32 protein-coding genes are annotated in these 19,525 nt (G+C 34.8%); 1 reads left to right on the plus strand and 31 read right to left on the minus strand.

Translation table 11 applies throughout. The features are described 5' to 3' along the window. Nucleotides 1-89: 89 nt before the first annotated feature. Nucleotides 90-719, plus strand: a complete 630-nt coding sequence (locus QO200_RS01100; RefSeq protein WP_371535331.1) for a MarC family NAAT transporter — start codon at nt 90-92, stop codon at nt 717-719. 58 nt (nt 720-777) lie between these two features. On the opposite strand, the gene ctlX is transcribed toward QO200_RS01100, so the two are convergent. From ctlX to rplW, 31 genes are all read right to left on the minus strand, one after another. Next, a complete protein-coding gene (ctlX, locus tag QO200_RS01105; RefSeq protein ID WP_371535333.1) occupies nt 778-1,713 on the minus strand; it encodes a citrulline utilization hydrolase CtlX in 936 nt (311 codons plus the stop codon). A 49-nt stretch (nt 1,714-1,762) separates the two neighbouring features. Further along, nucleotides 1,763-2,677, minus strand: a complete 915-nt coding sequence (locus QO200_RS01110; RefSeq protein WP_371535334.1) for a dimethylarginine dimethylaminohydrolase family protein — start codon at nt 2,675-2,677, stop codon at nt 1,763-1,765. A 67-nt stretch (nt 2,678-2,744) separates the two neighbouring features. Further along, nucleotides 2,745-4,028: a citrate synthase gene (locus QO200_RS01115; protein WP_371535335.1), complete on the minus strand. Its 1,284-nt coding sequence runs from the start codon at nt 4,026-4,028 to the stop codon at nt 2,745-2,747. A 155-nt stretch (nt 4,029-4,183) separates the two neighbouring features. Next, nucleotides 4,184-5,476: a phosphopyruvate hydratase gene (eno, locus tag QO200_RS01120; protein WP_371535336.1), complete on the minus strand. Its 1,293-nt coding sequence runs from the start codon at nt 5,474-5,476 to the stop codon at nt 4,184-4,186. A 349-nt stretch (nt 5,477-5,825) separates the two neighbouring features. Continuing rightward, entirely contained in the window at nt 5,826-6,926 is a 1,101-nt protein-coding gene (gene carA / locus QO200_RS01125; RefSeq protein ID WP_371535338.1) for a glutamine-hydrolyzing carbamoyl-phosphate synthase small subunit, read from the minus strand. Between the two features lie 242 nt (nt 6,927-7,168). Continuing rightward, nucleotides 7,169-7,660 carry a 50S ribosomal protein L17 gene (gene rplQ / locus QO200_RS01130; RefSeq protein WP_091091615.1) on the minus strand — a complete coding sequence of 164 codons (492 nt, stop codon included), beginning with the start codon at nt 7,658-7,660 and terminating at the stop codon, nt 7,169-7,171. Between the two features lie 62 nt (nt 7,661-7,722). Then, nucleotides 7,723-8,715, minus strand: a complete 993-nt coding sequence (locus tag QO200_RS01135; RefSeq protein WP_074724330.1) for a DNA-directed RNA polymerase subunit alpha — start codon at nt 8,713-8,715, stop codon at nt 7,723-7,725. 21 nt (nt 8,716-8,736) lie between these two features. Continuing rightward, nucleotides 8,737-9,342 (minus strand): 30S ribosomal protein S4, encoded by a 606-nt coding sequence (gene rpsD, locus QO200_RS01140; RefSeq protein ID WP_074724331.1) that lies wholly within the window; start codon nt 9,340-9,342, stop codon nt 8,737-8,739. 90 nt (nt 9,343-9,432) lie between these two features. Beyond that, nucleotides 9,433-9,816, minus strand: coding sequence for a 30S ribosomal protein S11 (gene rpsK, locus QO200_RS01145; RefSeq protein WP_007136543.1), 384 nt, complete (start codon nt 9,814-9,816; stop codon nt 9,433-9,435). 8 nt (nt 9,817-9,824) lie between these two features. Beyond that, nucleotides 9,825-10,199 carry a 30S ribosomal protein S13 gene (gene rpsM, locus QO200_RS01150; protein WP_074724332.1) on the minus strand — a complete coding sequence of 125 codons (375 nt, stop codon included), beginning with the start codon at nt 10,197-10,199 and terminating at the stop codon, nt 9,825-9,827. A 2-nt stretch (nt 10,200-10,201) separates the two neighbouring features. Continuing rightward, nucleotides 10,202-10,318, minus strand: coding sequence for a type B 50S ribosomal protein L36 (gene ykgO / locus QO200_RS01155; RefSeq protein WP_074724333.1), 117 nt, complete (start codon nt 10,316-10,318; stop codon nt 10,202-10,204). A gap of 12 nt (nt 10,319-10,330) precedes the next feature. Next, nucleotides 10,331-10,546, minus strand: a complete 216-nt coding sequence (gene infA / locus QO200_RS01160; RefSeq protein WP_007136545.1) for a translation initiation factor IF-1 — start codon at nt 10,544-10,546, stop codon at nt 10,331-10,333. Between the two features lie 4 nt (nt 10,547-10,550). Beyond that, nucleotides 10,551-11,897, minus strand: coding sequence for a preprotein translocase subunit SecY (gene secY, locus QO200_RS01165; protein ID WP_074724334.1), 1,347 nt, complete (start codon nt 11,895-11,897; stop codon nt 10,551-10,553). 13 nt (nt 11,898-11,910) lie between these two features. Continuing rightward, nucleotides 11,911-12,363 (minus strand): 50S ribosomal protein L15, encoded by a 453-nt coding sequence (gene rplO, locus QO200_RS01170; protein WP_101137086.1) that lies wholly within the window; start codon nt 12,361-12,363, stop codon nt 11,911-11,913. Between the two features lie 11 nt (nt 12,364-12,374). After that, the gene (rpmD, locus tag QO200_RS01175) at nt 12,375-12,557 is read right to left on the minus strand and encodes a 50S ribosomal protein L30 (RefSeq protein WP_091203662.1); all 183 of its coding nucleotides are present in this window, start codon (nt 12,555-12,557) and stop codon (nt 12,375-12,377) included. A 12-nt stretch (nt 12,558-12,569) separates the two neighbouring features. Continuing rightward, nucleotides 12,570-13,094, minus strand: a complete 525-nt coding sequence (gene rpsE / locus QO200_RS01180) for a 30S ribosomal protein S5 (protein WP_091091607.1) — start codon at nt 13,092-13,094, stop codon at nt 12,570-12,572. 6 nt (nt 13,095-13,100) lie between these two features. Further along, a complete protein-coding gene (gene rplR / locus QO200_RS01185) occupies nt 13,101-13,451 on the minus strand; it encodes a 50S ribosomal protein L18 (RefSeq protein ID WP_371535346.1) in 351 nt (116 codons plus the stop codon). An 11-nt stretch (nt 13,452-13,462) separates the two neighbouring features. Further along, complete coding sequence (rplF, locus tag QO200_RS01190; RefSeq protein ID WP_371535348.1) at nt 13,463-14,005, minus strand: 50S ribosomal protein L6; 543 nt, start codon at nt 14,003-14,005, stop codon at nt 13,463-13,465. A gap of 15 nt (nt 14,006-14,020) precedes the next feature. Further along, nucleotides 14,021-14,419, minus strand: a complete 399-nt coding sequence (gene rpsH, locus QO200_RS01195) for a 30S ribosomal protein S8 (RefSeq protein WP_066081018.1) — start codon at nt 14,417-14,419, stop codon at nt 14,021-14,023. Nucleotides 14,420-14,489: 70 nt separating this feature from the next. Then, complete coding sequence (gene rpsN / locus QO200_RS01200; RefSeq protein WP_074724338.1) at nt 14,490-14,759, minus strand: 30S ribosomal protein S14; 270 nt, start codon at nt 14,757-14,759, stop codon at nt 14,490-14,492. Nucleotides 14,760-14,762: 3 nt separating this feature from the next. Further along, nucleotides 14,763-15,314: a 50S ribosomal protein L5 gene (gene rplE / locus QO200_RS01205; RefSeq protein WP_074724339.1), complete on the minus strand. Its 552-nt coding sequence runs from the start codon at nt 15,312-15,314 to the stop codon at nt 14,763-14,765. A gap of 2 nt (nt 15,315-15,316) precedes the next feature. Next, nucleotides 15,317-15,631 (minus strand): 50S ribosomal protein L24, encoded by a 315-nt coding sequence (rplX, locus tag QO200_RS01210; RefSeq protein WP_371535350.1) that lies wholly within the window; start codon nt 15,629-15,631, stop codon nt 15,317-15,319. 11 nt (nt 15,632-15,642) lie between these two features. Next, on the minus strand, nt 15,643-16,011 hold the full coding sequence (rplN, locus tag QO200_RS01215) for a 50S ribosomal protein L14 (RefSeq protein WP_007136556.1): 369 nt from the start codon (nt 16,009-16,011) through the stop codon (nt 15,643-15,645). A gap of 2 nt (nt 16,012-16,013) precedes the next feature. Further along, nucleotides 16,014-16,274 carry a 30S ribosomal protein S17 gene (gene rpsQ, locus QO200_RS01220; RefSeq protein ID WP_091091594.1) on the minus strand — a complete coding sequence of 87 codons (261 nt, stop codon included), beginning with the start codon at nt 16,272-16,274 and terminating at the stop codon, nt 16,014-16,016. Nucleotides 16,275-16,285: 11 nt separating this feature from the next. Beyond that, a complete protein-coding gene (rpmC, locus tag QO200_RS01225) occupies nt 16,286-16,483 on the minus strand; it encodes a 50S ribosomal protein L29 (protein WP_371535353.1) in 198 nt (65 codons plus the stop codon). Between the two features lie 13 nt (nt 16,484-16,496). Next, entirely contained in the window at nt 16,497-16,922 is a 426-nt protein-coding gene (gene rplP, locus QO200_RS01230; RefSeq protein WP_016989325.1) for a 50S ribosomal protein L16, read from the minus strand. Nucleotides 16,923-16,940: 18 nt separating this feature from the next. Continuing rightward, nucleotides 16,941-17,690 carry a 30S ribosomal protein S3 gene (gene rpsC / locus QO200_RS01235; RefSeq protein ID WP_026707012.1) on the minus strand — a complete coding sequence of 250 codons (750 nt, stop codon included), beginning with the start codon at nt 17,688-17,690 and terminating at the stop codon, nt 16,941-16,943. A 6-nt stretch (nt 17,691-17,696) separates the two neighbouring features. Beyond that, nucleotides 17,697-18,107, minus strand: coding sequence for a 50S ribosomal protein L22 (gene rplV / locus QO200_RS01240; protein ID WP_007136561.1), 411 nt, complete (start codon nt 18,105-18,107; stop codon nt 17,697-17,699). Between the two features lie 6 nt (nt 18,108-18,113). Next, nucleotides 18,114-18,392, minus strand: a complete 279-nt coding sequence (rpsS, locus tag QO200_RS01245) for a 30S ribosomal protein S19 (protein ID WP_007136562.1) — start codon at nt 18,390-18,392, stop codon at nt 18,114-18,116. A 6-nt stretch (nt 18,393-18,398) separates the two neighbouring features. Next, nucleotides 18,399-19,223 (minus strand): 50S ribosomal protein L2, encoded by an 825-nt coding sequence (gene rplB, locus QO200_RS01250; RefSeq protein WP_091091587.1) that lies wholly within the window; start codon nt 19,221-19,223, stop codon nt 18,399-18,401. 9 nt (nt 19,224-19,232) lie between these two features. Then, on the minus strand, nt 19,233-19,523 hold the full coding sequence (rplW, locus tag QO200_RS01255) for a 50S ribosomal protein L23 (protein WP_007136564.1): 291 nt from the start codon (nt 19,521-19,523) through the stop codon (nt 19,233-19,235). Nucleotides 19,524-19,525: the final 2 nt, after the last annotated feature.

Genomic DNA, 19,525 nt, shown 5'->3' on the forward strand with positions numbered 1-19,525 from the left:
ATTAGGAACCTATTCTTCATATTTTAACCTTTTCTTAATCCTAAAGAAGCTTTAAAAAGTAATACAACCAACTAATTTCGCGAAAAAACATGGAACTTTTTATTTATTTGTTTGCTGCCCTTTTTTCAGTCATCAACCCCATAGGCACAGTTCCCATTTTTGTTGGACTAACACAGGGTGACAACAAAAAAGAACGCTCTCGTATTTCACTATGGACGGCAATCAATGTTTTTGTGATTATGATTATCTCCTTTTTTTTAGGGGAATATGTTTTGTCCTTTTTTGGAATTAGTATGGAAGCTTTACGCATTGCGGGAGGAATAGTTATCGCCACTTCTGGATTCTCACTGCTATCTGGTCAATTCAATAAAAAAAGAGGCGTGAGTAAGAAAGTAGAAAATGATGCACAAAAACGAAATGACATTGCTTTAACTCCATTGGCCATCCCTATGCTTGCCGGACCTGGATCTATGTCTCTGCTAATTGCATTTTACAGCGAACATCAGGAGACGTCCCAAATAATTATTTCAGTCTTGGCCATGATCGCCGTTTCCATCTCCATTTTTATTATTTTAAGAAGCGCTCATTATCTAGCTAAAATACTTGGAGCTTCAGGAATCGTCGCTATCTCAAGAATCGTAGGTTTTATTGTAATCGCAATAGGAGTTCAATACATTATCAGCTCAATCATAACAATAGTTAAAACAAATTTGATGTAAAAAAAGATCGCTATAATTCAAAAAAAAAAGACCTTCAAAAACATTGAAGGTCTTTTTTTTATGCTTTTGGCAAAAATATCTCAGCCATCATACATCTGGCGCTTCCACCCCCACAAGCCTCGATAGTGTCTAGACTTGAGCTAAGAATCGTAGCATGTTTTTCTAACTGCTCTACTTGCTTCGGTTTTAAGCTCTGATGCGCAGCCGTACTCATAACCAAATATCTTTTATCATTGGCACCACGAACTTCCAGCATGTTTCCAGCAAAATTATTAACCTGCTCTTCTGTGATTAAAACCACCTCTTTATTATCTTTTTTAAGATTATCCAAAACCATTTTACGTTCCTTTTTATCATCTATGCTATCTGCACAAATTACCGCAAAAGTTTCACCTAAACACATCATAACGTTAGTATGATAAATCAATTTTCGTTCTCCATTTACAGTTTGAAAAGCTTCAAACAATACAGGTGCGTAGTCAAAATCTTCACAGAACTCTATGAATAGTTCTTCGTCGGCTCGGGGAGACAAAGCACAATATGCTTTTTCGTTTGCTCTATCAAGTAGTAAACTTCCCGTTCCTTCCAAGAAAAAACCATCTTCTTCAGCAGAAGTATAATCTACAATAGAATCCATTTTGAATCCTTTTTCTTCTAACACATCCAAAATTTCTTCACGACGTTCCTCACGACGATTCACTGCAAACATAGGGTACAATGCCACATCTCCATTTTCATGAAAGGAAACCCAGTTGTTAGGAAAAATACTGTCAGGAGTATCTGGATTTAATGTATCGTCAACTACAGTAACATCAACACCAACAGCTCTTAGCTTTTCAACAAAAGTGTCAAATTCTTGTTGCGCTTTTGCATTTACCGTTGCTGGTAAAAGATCATCTAATACTTTTTGATAATAATTATTAACTGCCGTTTGTTCGTTCATTCTAAACGCCACTGGCCGAATCATTAATATAGAATTTGTTGTTTGTTTCATTTTGTTTTTTATTTGTATTGTAACACATTAAAATGTATCACTAATCGAATTAATCTCTTATTAAAGGTAATGTGGAACAACGTAATAATCCTTCCTGTTTCGAAATCTCAGCATAAGAAACCTCCTCAACTGTAAAACCTTCAGATCGCAACCAATTATTTAATCTCGTAAAGTTCTTTTCAGAAACCACAACATTAGAATCAATAGAAAACACATTAGAATTCATAGTGTACATCTCATCTCTGCTAATGTGAAATAAATTCTCTTTTCCAAAAAGATTAACAAGATACATATAATCTGCCTCTTCACGGAATCCGCTTTTATAGATAATTCCTTTATTAGGTCCTATCGGCTGAAAACAACAATCAAGATGTAAAGCATTGTCTCGGGCTTCAATTTTAGATTTTACTAAATCAAATTCTTTAACGATCTTATCAGGGAACAAATCTTTTATGAATTGTACGCCCTCCTTATTTGTTCTTGCCGTAATATAATCTTTGTAGTCACTTCCTTTATAAGTACCTATAAATATATGATCATCCCATAACATAACGTCGCCGCCTTCTATATGCACCTCCTCAGGAGGACGAACGACTTTTAAAGGGTCTATCTGATCAATTACATATTGAATCGCATCGAGTTCTCTCTCACGTTCTGGTAAAATATTACTCTTAATAAAAACACCATCAATCACAAAACCAATATCTCTTGTAAATATCTGATTATAATCAGCAATTAATTCGGGTCTAAAAATTGTAACATCATACTTCTGAAGCACTTTATTAAAAGCGTCCATCTCAGCCACCATGTCCTTTTCAATCGGATAAGTCCCTGCTAATATATGTTCTAATGATTTTGGATCATACGCTTCAGCTATTGACGGTATTTGACCATTACTAGTCGCAGTTCCTAAAACTACTGCGCGTAATCTTGAAGTCTCATTCTTTACATTTAATTTTAACATATAGTATTTCAATTTGGACAAAGATAAAAAAAGCCTCACTAGAAAGTGAAGCTTTTTAAAATTGAATTTAACGTTTATCTAAAGTTTCAAAATCTCGCAACGGAGACCCTGTATATATTTGCCTTGGCCTTCCGATAGGCTCTTTATTTTCACGCATTTCTTTCCACTGTGCAATCCAACCTGGTAAACGTCCAATAGCGAACATTACGGTGAACATGTCAGTAGGAATTCCTAATGCTCTATAAATGATTCCAGAATAGAAGTCCACATTTGGATATAAGCTTCTTGATTTGAAATATTCATCCTCTAGAGCTAATGCTTCTAATTTTTTTGCAATAGCAAGAATTGGATCATCAACACCTAAAGTTTCTAAAACTTCATCTGCCGCTTTCTTAATGATTTTAGCACGTGGATCAAAGTTTTTATAAACTCTATGACCAAAACCCATTAATCTAAAAGGATCGTTTTTATCTTTGGCTTTAGCCATATACTTATCAGTATCCCCTCCATTATTATGGATTTCTTCTAGCATTTCAAGAACTGCTTGATTTGCACCTCCATGTAGAGGTCCCCAAAGTGCAGAAACACCTGCTGATATTGATGCAAATAATCCTGCATGAGAAGAACCAACCATTCTTACAGTAGATGTAGAACAGTTTTGTTCATGATCTGCATGAAGAATAAACAATTTATTTAATGCATCAATTACAATTGGACTTGCTTTATAAGGCGCCGTTGGAATTTCAAACATTAATCTCATGAAATTTTCTACATATCCTTTTGTATTATCATAATAATTCAAAGGGTAACCCATGCTTTTTCTGTAAGTCCATGTTGCAATTACAAGGAATTTCCCCATAGTTTTACAAACGGCATGATACATTTCTTTTTCATTATCAACGTTTACTGATTTAGGATTAAATGCTGTTAATGCACTAGTCAATGCAGCTAAAACACCCATCGGATGCGCTGTTCTAGGAAAACCATCAATGATGCTTTTCATTTCCTCATTAACTAATGTATGTCTTCTAATATCATTTTCAAATTGCTCTAACTGAACAGCAGTTGGCAACTCTCCAAAGATTAAAAGAAAAGAGACCTCTAAAAAATCAGCTTTAGCAGCTAATTCTTCAATTGAATATCCTCTGTAGCGAAGTATTCCAAGTTCTCCATCTAAGAAAGTGATTTTACTGGTACAAGAACCTGAATTTTTATACCCTGGGTCAAGAGTGATTACCCCAGTTAAATCTCGTAATTTGTTAATATCGATAGCTTCTTCGTTTTCGCTTCCTTCTACAACAGGAAACTCATACCTCTTACCATCAATTTCTACTATAGCTGTTTTTGACATAATATTTTGAAAATAAAACTTTATATTTAATAATCTACCAAATCTAAGGATAATAACATTAAATAAAAAGCGAAATCGATAATGTTATTGTTAAATTAAACAAAAAAGCCATCCGAATAACTCGAATGGCTTTTTATAAATAAAAATATAAAATCTTATTTTATCTTGAATGCTTTTTTCCCAGGAAAATAAGCTGTTTCACCAAGCTCTTCTTCTATTCTTAATAATTGATTGTATTTTGCCATACGATCAGAACGAGACGCAGAACCAGTCTTAATTTGACCACAGTTCAAAGCAACTGCTAAGTCAGCAATTGTATTATCTTCAGTTTCTCCAGAACGATGTGACATTACAGAAGTATATCCCGCATTTTTAGCCATATTAACAGCTGCAATAGTTTCTGTTAATGTACCAATTTGGTTGACTTTCACTAAAATTGAATTAGCGATTCCTCTATCGATACCTGTAGACAAACGCTCTACATTAGTTACGAACAAATCATCTCCTACTAATTGAACTTTATCTCCAATTCTATCAGTAAGCAACTTCCATCCGTCCCAGTCATTTTCATCCATTCCGTCTTCAATTGAGATAATTGGATACTTAGCAGCTAATTCAGCTAAATAATCTACCTGTTCAGCAGAAGATCTAATCTTACCTGTTTCACCTTCAAATTTAGAATAATCGTATTTACCGTTTACATAAAATTCAGCAGCAGCACAATCTAGAGCAATCATAATTTCATCTCCAAAAGTATAACCTGCATTTTCAACCGCTAACTTAATTGTATCCAAAGCATCTTCCGTACCACCAGCTAAGGTTGGAGCAAAACCACCTTCATCACCTACAGCTGTAGAAAGACCTCTGTCATGTAATACTTTTTTAAGACTATGAAAAATTTCAGTTCCCATTTGCATAGCTTGTGTAAAAGAAACTGCTTTTACTGGAATAATCATAAATTCTTGAAACGCTATAGGCGCATCAGAATGTGAACCACCGTTAATGATATTCATCATAGGAACTGGCAATGTATTTGCAGAAACCCCACCTACATATCTGTATAATGGCAATCCTAATTCATTAGCCGCTGCTTTAGCCACAGCAAGGGAAACCCCTAAAATAGCATTTGCACCTAATTTTGATTTATTTGGAGTTCCATCTAAATCGATCATCATTTGGTCAATTACATTTTGTTCGAAAACAGAAGTACCTAAAAGTTCTTCAGCAATAATGGTATTAACATTTTTCACTGCATGTAAAACTCCTTTTCCTAAATAGGCTTTCCCTCCGTCACGTAATTCCACTGCTTCATGTTCTCCAGTTGAAGCTCCAGATGGAACTGCAGCTCTACCCAAAACACCATGTTCAGTAACTACATCTACTTCTATAGTAGGATTCCCTCTTGAATCGAAAATTTGTCTTGCGTGAATTTTGATAATAATACTCATACTACTTTATTTTAATTTTTAATAACACAAATATATTCTATCTTTTCTAATGATAATATGAAAATAATGAATCTTATTAACGAAAACGTTATAATTATGTGTAAATAAAAATTCTATCTGTAATTTTACAGAAATAATACATAAAATTTACATTTTCGTAAAGTAAAAAGAAAAGGTATTGTCACTACAAATCTAAAATAAGCAACTAAAATAAAAAGAAAACCACACCTTTGTTTAGATTTCTTAACCAAATCCCGTTGATTCATAAAGACATCAATTAAAAAAGGATACTAACTTTAATAAAAAAGAAAGTACCCCTATAGTCTAGATAAATACGAAATCTGTGATCTTATCCTTTAATATTTTCAATGAATTGGTCAAATAAATAAGATGAATCATGAGGTCCCGGACTTGCTTCTGGATGATACTGAACTGAGAAACAATTCTTGTGCTTCATTCTCATACCAGCAACAGTTCCGTCATTTAAATGGACATGTGTAATCTCTAAATCAGGATTGTTTTCTAATTCTTCTTTATTAACTGCAAAACCATGATTCTGTGACGTAATCTCACCTTTCCCAGAAATCAAATTCTTTACCGGATGATTTATTCCTCTGTGTCCATTGAACATTTTGTATGTCGAAATTCCATTGGCTAACCCAATTACTTGGTGTCCCAAACAAATTCCAAACAATGGCTTATTATCCGCTAGAATCTCTTTTGCCACTTGAATAGCTCCTGAAAGTGGTTCTGGATCACCAGGGCCATTAGATAAGAAAAAACCATTTGGATTAAACGAGGCTAAATCTGTGTAGGTTGAATCAAAAGGAAAAACCTTAATATAACAATCTCTCTTAGCTAGATTACGAAGGATATTTGTCTTAATCCCTAAATCCAATGCTGCAATTTTATACGTTGCATTTTCATCACCATAGAAATAAGGCTCTTTAGTAGATACTTTTGAAGCTAGTTCTAATCCCTTCATATCAGGAACATTTGCTAACGACTTCTTTAAATCTTCTAGAGAAGTTCCATCAGTACAAATAACAGCATTCATAGCTCCATTATCTCTAATGTAACTTACAAGCGCTCTAGTGTCAACATCTGAAATACAAATAAGGTTTTGCTTAATAAAGTAGTCTTCTAAACTCTCTGAAGCATCTGCTCTAGAATAATTAAAGCTAAAGTTTTTACAAACCAAGCCAGATATTTTTATTCCATCGGATTCAACTTCGTTTTCATTTACACCATAATTCCCAATATGAGCATTAGTGGCGACCATCAATTGTCCAAAATAAGATGGATCAGTAAAAATTTCTTGATAACCGGTCATTCCGGTATTAAAGCATACTTCTCCATAAGTTGTTCCACTGATCCCTATAGATTTTCCGTGAAAAATGGTTCCATCACTTAGTAAAAGTATGGCGCTTTGTCGTGTTGTATATTTCATGAGTAGTTAAATATTGTGCAAATTTAATCCATTAATACAATGGATGCAAACTTTTAAAATTTATTATAAAATAAAAGGCGAAAAATAACCCTTCTGACATCTTTTAATTAATTGAATGTAAAGGCTAACAGTACAGCGGGAAAGACTAAAAAATCTAATACGTTTGTTCAAAAAAAAGCAAAAAAAAAGGATAAACTACTAATAGTTTATCCTTAATTTTTATTGAATGGTTATCTTCATAACTACTCAGCAGCGTCTGTAGTTGTATCAGCTTCAGCAACTGGAGCTTCTTCAGTAGCTTCATCTGCTTTTTTAGCTTTTCCACCACGACGGCTTTTTGCTTTTTTAACTTCTTTTTTACCACCATTGTAAAGCTCATTGAAATCTACAAGTTCGATCATTGCCATATCAGCATTATCTCCCAAACGATTTCCAACTTTAATGATACGTGTGTATCCACCTGGACGGTCTCCTACTTTAGCAGCTACGTCTCTGAACAAGTCAGTTACCGCATATTTGCTACGTAAGTAAGCAAAACAAATACGACGATTGTGAGTCGTATCAGTTTTTGATTTTGTTATTAAGGGCTCAACGAATTGTTTAAGCGCTTTTGCTTTAGCGACAGTAGTGTTAATACGTTTGTGCTCAATAAGAGAACAAGCCATATTAGCTAACATAGATTTTCTATGTGCAGTCTGTCTGCTAAGGTGATTGAATTTTTTTCCGTGTCTCATGACCAATTTATTTTAACTTCATCTTGCTACAATCCATTATGGAGAGCAAAATATGAAGTAAATTATTCTTTATCTAGTTTGTATTTTGCTAAATCCATTCCGAAGTTCAAATTCTTAATAGCAACTAGTTCATCTAGTTCAGTTAAAGATTTTTTACCAAAATTACGGAATTTCATTAGGTCATTTTTATTGAACGATACTAAATCTCCAAGTGTATCAACTTCAGCCGCTTTCAAACAATTTAACGCTCTTACAGATAAATCCATATCAACAAGCTTAGTTTTAAGCAATTGTCTCATATGTAATGATTCCTCATCATACGATTCTGTTTGTGCGATTTCATCAGCCTCGAGTGTAATTCTTTCGTCAGAAAACAACATGAAATGGTGAATTAAAACTTTAGCAGCTTCAGTAAGCGCATCTTTTGGATTGATAGATCCATCAGTTTTTATTTCAAAAACTAACTTCTCATAATCTGTTTTTTGCTCAACACGGAAATTTTCAATTGAATATTTTACGTTTTTTACCGGAGTAAAAATAGAATCCGTAAAAATAGTTCCAATTGCAGCGTTTTGTTTTTTGTTCTCCTCAGCAGGAACATATCCTCTACCTTTTTCGATTGTTAAATCGAAGTTCAGTTTGATTTTTGGATCTAAATTACAGATAACTAGTTCTGGATTCAAAACTTGGAAACCTGAAATGAATTTTTGAAAATCACCAGCTGTTAATTGATCTTTACCTGAAACAGAAATAGTAACTGCCTCATTATCTATATCTTCAATTTGACGTTTAAAACGTACTTGTTTAAGATTAAGAATAATTTCGGTAACGTCTTCAACAACTCCTGAGATAGTAGAAAACTCATGATCTACACCTTCAATACGAACGGATGTAATTGCATAACCTTCTAATGCTGAAAGCAAAACTCTTCTAAGTGCATTACCAACGGTCAATCCGTATCCTGGTTCTAAAGGTCTGAATTCAAACTTACCTTCAAAATCGGTTGAATCGATCATGATAACTTTATCGGGCTTCTGAAAATTAAATATTGCCATAAATTTCGACTAAGTCAATTATTATTTGTTGTACAACTCTACGATTAATTGTTCTTTAATGTTTTCTGGGATTTGAAGTCTAGCTGGTACAGAAACGAAAGTACCTTCTTTAACGTCATTATTCCAAGTAATCCATTCATAAACATGACTTGAATTAGATAAAGAACGTTCGATAGCCTCTAATGATTTAGATTTTTCACGAACTCCTACTTTATCACCAGGTTTAAGGTGGTAAGAAGCAATATTTACTACATCACCGTTAACAGTGACGTGTCTGTGAGATACTAATTGTCTAGCGCCTCTTCTAGAAGGAGCGATACCCATTCTAAATACTACGTTATCTAATCTTGCTTCACACAATTGTAAAAGAACTTCACCAGTAACACCTTTAGTAGCTGATGCTTTTTTAAATAAACCTCTGAATTGTTTTTCTAAAATTCCATAAGAATATTTAGCTTTTTGCTTCTCCATTAACTGGATTGCATATTCAGATTTTTTACCTCTTTTTTTAGCCATTCCGTGTTGCCCAGGTGGGTAACTTCTTCTTTCGAAAGCTTTGTCATCTCCGAATATTGCTTCGCCAAATTTACGAGCAATTCTAGTTTTTGGACCAGTATATCTTGCCATTTCTAAAAATTTTATTAAGGTAGAGATTATGAATTCAGGTCATATCCTTCGATAATCGTGTTTTCTACCTAGTTATACTTAAATATATTATTAAACTCTACGTCTTTTAGGAGGACGACATCCGTTGTGAGGCATTGGAGTAACATCGATAATCTCAGTTACTTCGATTCCACCGTTATGCAAAGAACGGATAGCTGACTCACGTCCGTTTCCTGGTCCTTTTACATAAACTTTAACTTTTTTAAGTCCTGCTTCAATAGCTACTTTACTACAATCTTCTGCTGCCATTTGGGCCGCGTATGGAGTGTTCTTTTTAGAACCTCTAAAACCCATTTTACCAGCTGAAGACCAAGAAATAACTTCACCTTTTTTGTTTGTCAAAGAAATAATGATGTTATTGAAGGTAGCAGAAATATGAGCTTCTCCCGTTGATTCAACGATAACTTTACGTTTTTTTGCAGTTGCTTTAGCCATATTACTTATTATTTAGTTGCTTTTTTCTTGTTGGCAACAGTTTTTCTTTTACCTTTTCTTGTTCTAGAGTTGTTTTTAGTTCTTTGCCCTCTTAAAGGAAGACCAGTTCTATGACGGATACCTCTATAACAACCAATATCCATTAAACGTTTGATGTTCAAAGAAACCTCAGAACGCAATTCTCCTTCAATTTTGAATTCAGATACCGCTTCACGAATTGCTCCGATCTCGTCATCATTCCAATCTTGAACTTTTTTATCTTGGCTAACTTGAGCTTTTTCTAAAATCTCAATAGCTCTACTATTTCCTAATCCGAAGATATAGGTAAGTGCTATAACACCTCTCTTGTTTTTCGGGATATCTACCCCTGCTATTCTTGCCATAATTATCCTTGTCTTTGTTTAAATCTAGGATTCTTTTTGTTTATAACGTACAATATCCCTTTTCTACGCACAATCTTGCACTCGGGACTTCTCTTTTTTACTGATGCTCTAACTTTCATTGTGAATATCCTTTAATATCTATAAGTAATTCTTGCTTTTGACAAGTCATAAGGGCTCATTTCTAGTTTCACTTTATCACCAGGTAATAATTTGATATAATGCATACGCATCTTTCCAGAAATATGAGCAATTACAATATGTCCATTCTCTAACTCTACACGGAACATCGCATTTGATAATGCTTCAATTATGGATCCGTCTTGTTCTATTGCTGATTGTTTTGCCATACGATTAAGCTACTGCTTTTCTATTTTTTCCACTCTTCATTAAACCGTCATAATGCTTGTTTAACAAGTATGAATTAATTTGTTGAATTGTATCTATGGCAACTCCAACCATAATTATTAATGAGGTACCCCCAAAAAACATTGCCCAAGATTGTTGAACATCCATAAGACTTACAATAATCGCTGGGAACACAGCTATTAGAGCTAGAAATAAAGATCCTGGGAAAGTTATCAAAGACATCACTTTGTCCAGAAAATCGGAAGTTTCTACTCCTGGTCTAATACCTGGAATAAATCCTCCACTTCTTTTCAAATCATCCGACATCTTATTAGTAGGAACTGTAATTGCTGTATAAAAGAATGTAAATACAACTATCAAAGTTGCAAAAACAAGATTATACCAAAAACCGAACATATTACTAAAAGCGCCAACAACTGATTGTGATGCATCTGATTTAGACAACCCAGCTACAGCTGCAGGTATGAACATGATAGCCTGAGCAAAGATAATTGGCATAACTCCAGAAGCATTAAGCTTTAATGGAATCCATTGTCTATTACCACCCATCATATCTTGTTCAAAATCACCTGACGTAGTACGACGAGCGTACTGTACTGGTATCTTTCTAATTGCCATAGTTAATAAAACACAGGCAACAATAACTAAAAGCCAAATAATAATTTCGATAACCAATAACATTGGTCCACCGTTGTTATTCGTAACTCTAGTAGTAAATTCCTGTATAAATGCTTGAGGAAATCTAGCAAGTATACCTACCATAATTAAAAGTGAAATACCATTTCCAATTCCTTTATCAGTTATCTTTTCACCTAACCACATGGCAAATATTGTACCTGTAACTAAGATAATCACTGAAGAAAATAAGAATTCAAAAGAATTAAACCCTAATAAAAATGCACTACTAGGTAAAGTTCTATATAGATTATAGATGTAAGTTGGTCCTTGTACTAGTGTAATAACAATAGTCAACCAACGTGTTATCTGATTAATCTTTTTTCTACCACTCTCACCATCATTTTGAAGTTTTTGCAAATAAGGAATCGCAATTCCCATAAGCTGTACAACAATAGAAGCCGAAATGTAAGGCATAATTCCTAAAGCAAAAACTGACGCTTTAGAGAATGCACCACCAGTAAACATGTCTAGGATAGATCCGATACCACTTTTGGTCTGACCTGCTAAACTATTTAATTGTGTTGCATCAATTCCCGGAAGCGTAACATGTGCTCCAAAACGATAAACTAAAAGCAGACCTAATGTAATTAGGATTCTGTTTTTTAGTTCCTCGATTTTCCAAACATTACTTATTGATTCAATAAATTTCTTCATATTAATTGAAAAATTACATTGTTACCGCTTCTCCACCAGCAGCTTCAATAGCAGCTTTTGCAGTAGCAGTAAATTTGTGAGCAGTTACTTTTAATTTTGCTTTCAATTCTCCTCTTCCTAAAATCTTAACGATCTCATTTTTAGTAGCCAAACGATTTGAAACATAAACTGTCATATCGACAGTATCTGTAATCACACCATTGTCAACTAACAATTGAAGTGTATCAAGATTCACACCTTCGTATTCTTTACGATTGATGTTTGTAAAACCAAACTTAGGCACACGTCTTTGAAGTGGCATTTGCCCACCTTCAAAACCAATCTTTTTAGAATAACCAGAACGAGATTTTTGTCCGTTGTGACCTCTTGACGAAGTACCACCTTTTCCAGAACCTTCTCCTCTACCTAGTCTCTTATTTTGACTGTGTGTTGAACCCTCAGCTGGTTGTAAGTTACTTAAATTCATACCAGTATTTGTTATTTAGCTTCTTCTACAGAAACTAAGTGTTTAACTTTGTTTATCATCCCAAGGATTGTAGGGTTTGAATCATGCTCTACAATTTGTCCCATTTTACGTAGACCTAAAGCTTCCAATCCTCTTTTTTGAGTAAGAGGACAGTTGATTTTACTTCTAACTTGTTTTACTAATAATTTAGCCATAATTTCCTTGAATTAACCTTTAAAAACTTTTTCTAAAGAAACTCCTCTTTGCTTTGCAACACTATAGGCGCTTCTCATTTGTAACAACGCATCAAAAGTCGCCTTAACTACGTTGTGAGGGTTTGATGATCCTTGAGATTTCGACAATACATCGTGAATCCCAACTGACTCAAGAACTGAACGAACAGCTCCACCTGCAATAACTCCTGTACCATGAGAGGCAGGAATTAAAAACACACGTGCTCCACCAAATTTACCTTTTTGTTCGTGTGGTACTGATTGTCCATTCAAAGGAATTTTCACTAGATTTTTCTTAGCATCTTCTACTGCTTTCGCAATTGCTTCAGAAACATCTTTAGATTTTCCTAATCCATGACCTACAACACCATTTTCATCACCTACAACTACAATAGCAGAAAAACCGAAAGCTCTACCACCCTTTGTAACTTTAGTAACACGATTAACACTCACCAAACGATCTTTTAATTCAAGACCACTTGGTTTTACCAACTCTACATTCTTGTATTTATTAGACATAATATATTAGAATTTAAGTCCAGCCGCTCTCGCGCCTTCTGCTAATGATTTAATACGGCCGTGATACAAGTAACCTCCTCTATCGAAAGTTACAACTTCTATCCCAGCTTTTAACGCTTTCTCTGCTACAAGTTTTCCAACTGCAATAGCAACATCTACGTTAGTACCTTTTCCTATTTCTTTTTCTCTTGAAGAAGCAGCCAAAATAGTAACTCCGTTTACGTCATCAATAAGTTGAGCATAAATTTCTTTGTTACTTCTAAATACAGATAGTCTTGGATTAGTAGCAGAACCACTAATCGTTTTTCTAATTCTGAATCTAATTCTCTGTCTTCTTTCAGGTTTTGATAATGACATAATCTTATTTTTTAAGCTGATTTACCTGCTTTTCTTCTTAATACTTCACCCACAAATTTAACTCCTTTTCCTTTGTACGGCTCAGGCTTACGAAAAGCTCTAATTTTTGCCGCAACTTGACCTAAAAGTTGTTTGTCAAACGATGTAAGCTTAACAATTGGGTTTTTACCTTTTTCAGATATAGTCTCTAAAGTTACTTCAGCAGCAACTTGCAAAACGATATTGTGAGAATATCCAAGAGCTAAATCTAATTTTTGTCCTTGATTAGAAGCTCTATAACCAACTCCTACCAATTCTAATGATTTTGTAAAACCTTCAGTTACACCAATAATCATGTTATTGATTAAAGATCTGTACAAACCGTGTTTTGCTCTTTGGTCTTTGTGATCAGACGATCTGTCTACTTGAACTTGACCGTCTTCAACTGTAACAGTTACGTCCGAAAACTCCTGTGTAAGTTGACCATTTTTTCCTTTTACTGTAATAATACCATCTTTAACTTCTACAGTTACTCCAGCAGGGATTACAATTGGGCTTTTACCTATTCTTGACATCTTATAGTCTATTTATTAGTATACGTAACAAATTACTTCACCACCAACATTCAATTGTTTTGCTTTTTTTCCTGTCATCAATCCTTTTGATGTAGAAACAATAGCAATACCTAATCCGTTAAGGATTCTTGGAATGGTTGAAGAACTTGAATATTTACGTAAACCTGGTTTACTAATTCTTTGGATATCTTTTATTACTGACTCTTTAGTATCTTTATCATACTTCAAAGCAATTTTGATTGAACCCTGAACAGCGTTGTCTTCAAATTTGTAACTTAAGATATAACCTTGATCAAATAAGATCTTAGTTATTTCTTTTTTTAGATTAGATGCAGGGATTTCAACAACTTTGTGGTTTGCAGCCACAGCGTTTCTAACCCTTGTTAAATAATCTGCAATAGGATCTGTATACATATGTATAAATTTGCGGTTATGGTTTTCTTCAGACCTTCTGAAGAACCTTTAACCAATTAAAATTAATTTTCTACCAACTAGCTTTTTTAACCCCTGGTATCAATCCGTTATTTGCCATTTCACGAAATGTAACACGTGAAACACCAAATTGGCGCATATAACCTCTAGGTCTACCTGTAATTTTACATCTGTTGTGCAAACGAACAGGTGAAGCGTTTTTAGGTAATTTCTGCAAACCTACGAAATCTCCAGCTTCTAACAAAGCTTTTCTTTTCTCAGCATACTTAGCTACCGTTTTTTCTCTCTTCACCTCACGGGCTTTCATTGATTCTTTAGCCATATCTTAATTCTTTTTAAAAGGTAATCCTAATTCAGCCAATAATGACTTTGCTTCCTTATCTGTTTTTGCAGTAGTTACAAAAGAGATATCCATACCTGATATTTTGTTTACTTTATCAATGTCAATTTCTGGGAAAATGATTTGCTCTAAAACCCCTAGGTTATAGTTTCCTCTTCCGTCAAAACCTGTAGCTTTTATACCACTGAAATCTCTAACACGTGGTAAAGCAGAAGTAATAAGTCTATCTAAAAACTCGTACATTCTTTCTCCACGTAAAGTAACTTTAGCACCAATTGGCATTCCTTTTCTCAATTTGAAAGATGCAACATCTTTCTTTGAAATTGTAGATATCGCTTTTTGTCCAGTTATCTTTGTTAATTCATCAACTGCATAGTCAATTAATTTTTTATCAGAAACTGCTGCTCCAACTCCACGGCTCAAAACGATTTTTTCCAATTTTGGAACTTGCATTACGTTTGTGTATCCGTACTCCTCTTTAAGAGCAGATATTACTCTGTTCTTATATTCTTCTTTTAGTCTAGGTGTATACTCCATTACTATAGTACTTGATTAGATTTTTTTGAAAATCTTACTTTCTTATCTCCTTCAACTCTAATTCCAACTCTAGTTGTTTCCTTTGTTTTAGGATCAATTAGAGATATATTAGATATTTGAATAGAAGCTTCTTTTTTCACAATACCACCTTGAGGGCTTTTCGCACTTGGTTTCGTATGTTTTGAAACCATGTTTACACCTTCAACAATCGCTTTGTTTTTCTCACGGTCAACACGCAATACTTTACCTTCTGAACCTTTATGGTCTCCAGCAATTACTCTTACAATGTCGCCAGTTTTTATTTTTAGCTTTATCATCTTAAAACGAATTAAAGCACTTCAGGTGCTAATGATACAATTTTCATGAATTGTTTTTCACGAAGTTCTCTTGCTACCGGTCCAAAAACACGAGTTCCTCTCATTTCTCCTGCAGCGTTCAAAAGAACACATGCATTGTCATCGAAACGGATATAAGAACCATCGGCTCTTCTCACTTCTTTTCTGGTACGTACAACTACTGCAGTTGAAACAGCTCCTTTTTTAACGCTTCCGTTAGGAGTTGTATCTTTGATAGAAACTACAATCTTGTCACCAACAGAAGCATACCTTCTTTTGGTACCTCCTAAAACACGGATAGTTAAAACTTCTTTAGCCCCTGTGTTATCTGCTACTTTTAGTCTTGATTCTTGTTGTACCATAATTATTTAGCTCTTTCTAGGATTTCAACTAACCTCCAACATTTAGTTTTACTTAAAGGACGCGTTTCGCTAATCCTTACAGTATCTCCAACGTTACAGTCGTTCGTTTCGTCGTGTGCATGATACTTTTTAGTTTTCAACACGAACTTACCGTATAATGGGTGTTTTACTTTACGCACTTCTGCAACAACAATAGATTTATCCATTTTGTCCGAAGTTACAACACCAACTCTTTCTTTTCTTAAATTTCTTTTTTCTTCCATCTTTCAGCAGATTACAATTGTTGCAATTCTCTTTTAGTTAGCTCTGTAGCTAATCTCGCAATTGTTCTTCTTACACTTCTAATTTGAAGTGGATTCTCAATTGGTGATAAAGCATGAGCCATTTTTAGGTCAGCATATGTTTTCTTAGTCAAACTAAGCTTCTCTTGCAACTCCGCTGCAGAAAGATCTTTTATTTCTGATTGTTTCATAATATAATATAAATTATGCTTCGAAATCTCTAGCAACTACGAATTTAGTTTTTACTGGAAGCTTTTGAGCCGCAAGGCGTAACGCCTCTTTTGCAACTGATAAAGGAACTCCTCCAACTTCAAACATAATTCTTCCGGGTTTAACAACGGCAGCCCAATACTCAACTGCACCTTTACCTTTACCCATACGTACCTCAAGAGGTTTCTTAGTAATAGGTTTGTCTGGAAATATTTTGATCCATAATTGCCCCTCTCTTTTCATGAAACGAGTTGCAGCGATACGCGCTGCTTCAATTTGACGTGAAGTTAGAAACATTCCATCTTCATGTACAGATTTAATACCAAACATTCCATTAGAAAGTTCATGCCCTCTTCCAGAGTTCCCCTTCATTTTACCTTTTTGTACCTTACGGTATTTTGTTCTTTTAGGCTGTAACATTTTTCTTTAATTTAAAAATTACTTTCTTTTACGAGCGTCTGGTTTTCCACCTTTATTAAAGTTAGATTTCCCACGAGGAGAATCTCCACCTTTTCCGCCAGATTGTTTCTTGTCCATTCCAGCAAGCGGAGAAAGATCTCTCTTTCCGTAAACTTCACCTTTCATGATCCACACCTTGATACCCATTCTACCATAAGTAGTATGCGCTTCAGCTAATGCATAATCAATATCGGCTCTGAAAGTTGATAAAGGAACTCTTCCCTCTTTGAAACCTTCTGAACGTGCCATCTCTGCACCATTCAAACGACCAGAAATCAAAACTTTGATACCTTCAGCGTTCATACGCATAGAAGCAGCAATAGCCATTTTGATTGCACGTCTGTAAGAAATACGGCTTTCGATTTGACGACAGATGCTTGTAGCAACTAGATACGCGTCAAGTTCAGGTCTTTTGATTTCAAAGATGTTGATTTGAACCTCTTTGTCAGTAATTTTCTTAAGTTCTTCTTTCAACTTGTCTACCTCTTGTCCACCTTTTCCGATAATGATACCAGGTCTAGCAGTAGTGATAGTAACGGTTACAAGTTTTAAAGTTCTCTCGATGATTACTTTTGATACACTAGCTTTTGATAAACGAGCATGGATATACTTTCTGATTTTGTGATCTTCGGCAAGTTTATCACCATAATCATTTCCACCATACCAGTTTGAGTCCCATCCTCTGATGATACCAAGTCTATTTCCAATTGGATTTGTCTTTTGTCCCATCTTGTATTAAATTGCTTGTGTGTTATTAATAGATCCTAATACGATTGTAACGTGATTAGAACGTTTTCTTATTCTGTGTGCACGACCCTGTGGAGCTGGACGAAGTCTTTTCAACATCATTCCACCATCTACTGTAATCGTTTTAACAAATAAACCTGCTTCTTCCATATTAGCATCAGGGTTTTTTGCTTGCCAGTTGGCAATAACAGATAAAACCAATTTTTCTAATTTTCTTGAAGCTTCTTTAGAACTGAATCTTAAGATGTTTAGTGCTCTTTCTACCTTCTGACCTCTTACCAAGTCCGCTACTAAGCGCATTTTTCTAGGTGAAGTAGGGCAGTTATTCAATTTCGCGAAAGCAATAGACTTATTAGCCTCTTTTCTCGCATCTGCTGTTTCTCTTTTACGAACTCCCATTGCTTCTTATTTTTTACCTTTATTTTTTGCTCCAGCATGACCTCTAAAAGATCTAGTTGGTGAAAACTCTCCTAATTTGTGACCTACCATGTTTTCTGTTACGTAAACTGGTACAAATTGACGACCGTTATGAACTGCGATAGTTTGCCCAACAAAGTCTGGAGTAATCATTGAAGCTCTAGACCATGTCTTTACAACTCCTTTATTTCCACCTGCGATGTTTTCTTGAACTTTCTTGTCTAACTTATAATGAACGAAAGGTCCTTTTTTTAATGAACGTGCCATATCTTATTATTTCTTTCTACGTTCTACGATATACTTGTTACTCGGGTTTTTCTTAGAACGAGTTCTATAACCTTTTGCTGGTATTCCATTTCTTGAACGTGGATGTCCACCAGAAGAACGTCCTTCACCACCACCCATTGGGTGATCGACAGGGTTCATTGCAACAGGTCTTGTTCTAGGTCTTCTACCTAACCATCTTGTTCTACCTGCTTTACCAGATACAACTAATTGGTGGTCTGAATTAGAAACAGCTCCAATTGTAGCAGCACAGGTTAACAAGATTAATCTCGTTTCACCTGAAGGCATTTTGATTGTTGCGTATTTCCCGTCTCTTGCCATTAATTGAGCAAATGTTCCAGCAGAACGAGCAATTACTGCTCCTTGACCTGGTCTTAACTCAATACAAGAAATAACAGTTCCTAATGGAATTCTGCTTAACGGCAATGCATTACCAATTTCCGGTTGAGAATCTGGACCAGAAACTAATTTCTGACCGACTTTCAATCCGTTTTGAGCAATAACATAAGTTTTCTCACCATCAGCATAAGCTAACAATGCGATAAATGCAGTACGATTTGGATCATATTCAATTGATTTCACTGTCGCAGGAATCCCTTCCTTTGTTCTTTTGAAATCAATAATACGATATCTCTGCTTGTGACCACCACCCGTATAACGCATGGTCATCTTTCCTTGACTATTTCTACCTCCAGAGTTTTTTATCGGCGCTATCAAAGAGCGTTCCGGCTTATCAGTTGTAATGGCGTCATAACCATTCACAACTCTAAATCGCTGACCTGGGGTAATAGGTTTTAATTTTCTTACTGACATTTTTCTATCTTAGATATTGTTGTAAAAATCAATTGTTTCTCCTTCTTGTACTTGAACAATTGCTTTTTTAATTGCATTAGTCTTTCCACTGATTAAACCACTTTTAGTGTATTTTGTAGTTCTATCCGGTCTTACGTTCATCGTGTTAACACTCAAAATAGTCACACCATAAGCAGCTTCAATAGCTTTCTTAATCTCAACTTTATTTGCTTTTTTGTTAACAACGAATCCGAAGCGGTTTAAAACTTCACTTTCTTTGGTTACTTTTTCCGTTACTATAGGTTTAATTATGATGCTCATAT

Source organism: Flavobacterium sp. Arc3 (assembly GCF_041431375.1).
Lineage (GTDB): Bacteria > Bacteroidota > Bacteroidia > Flavobacteriales > Flavobacteriaceae > Flavobacterium.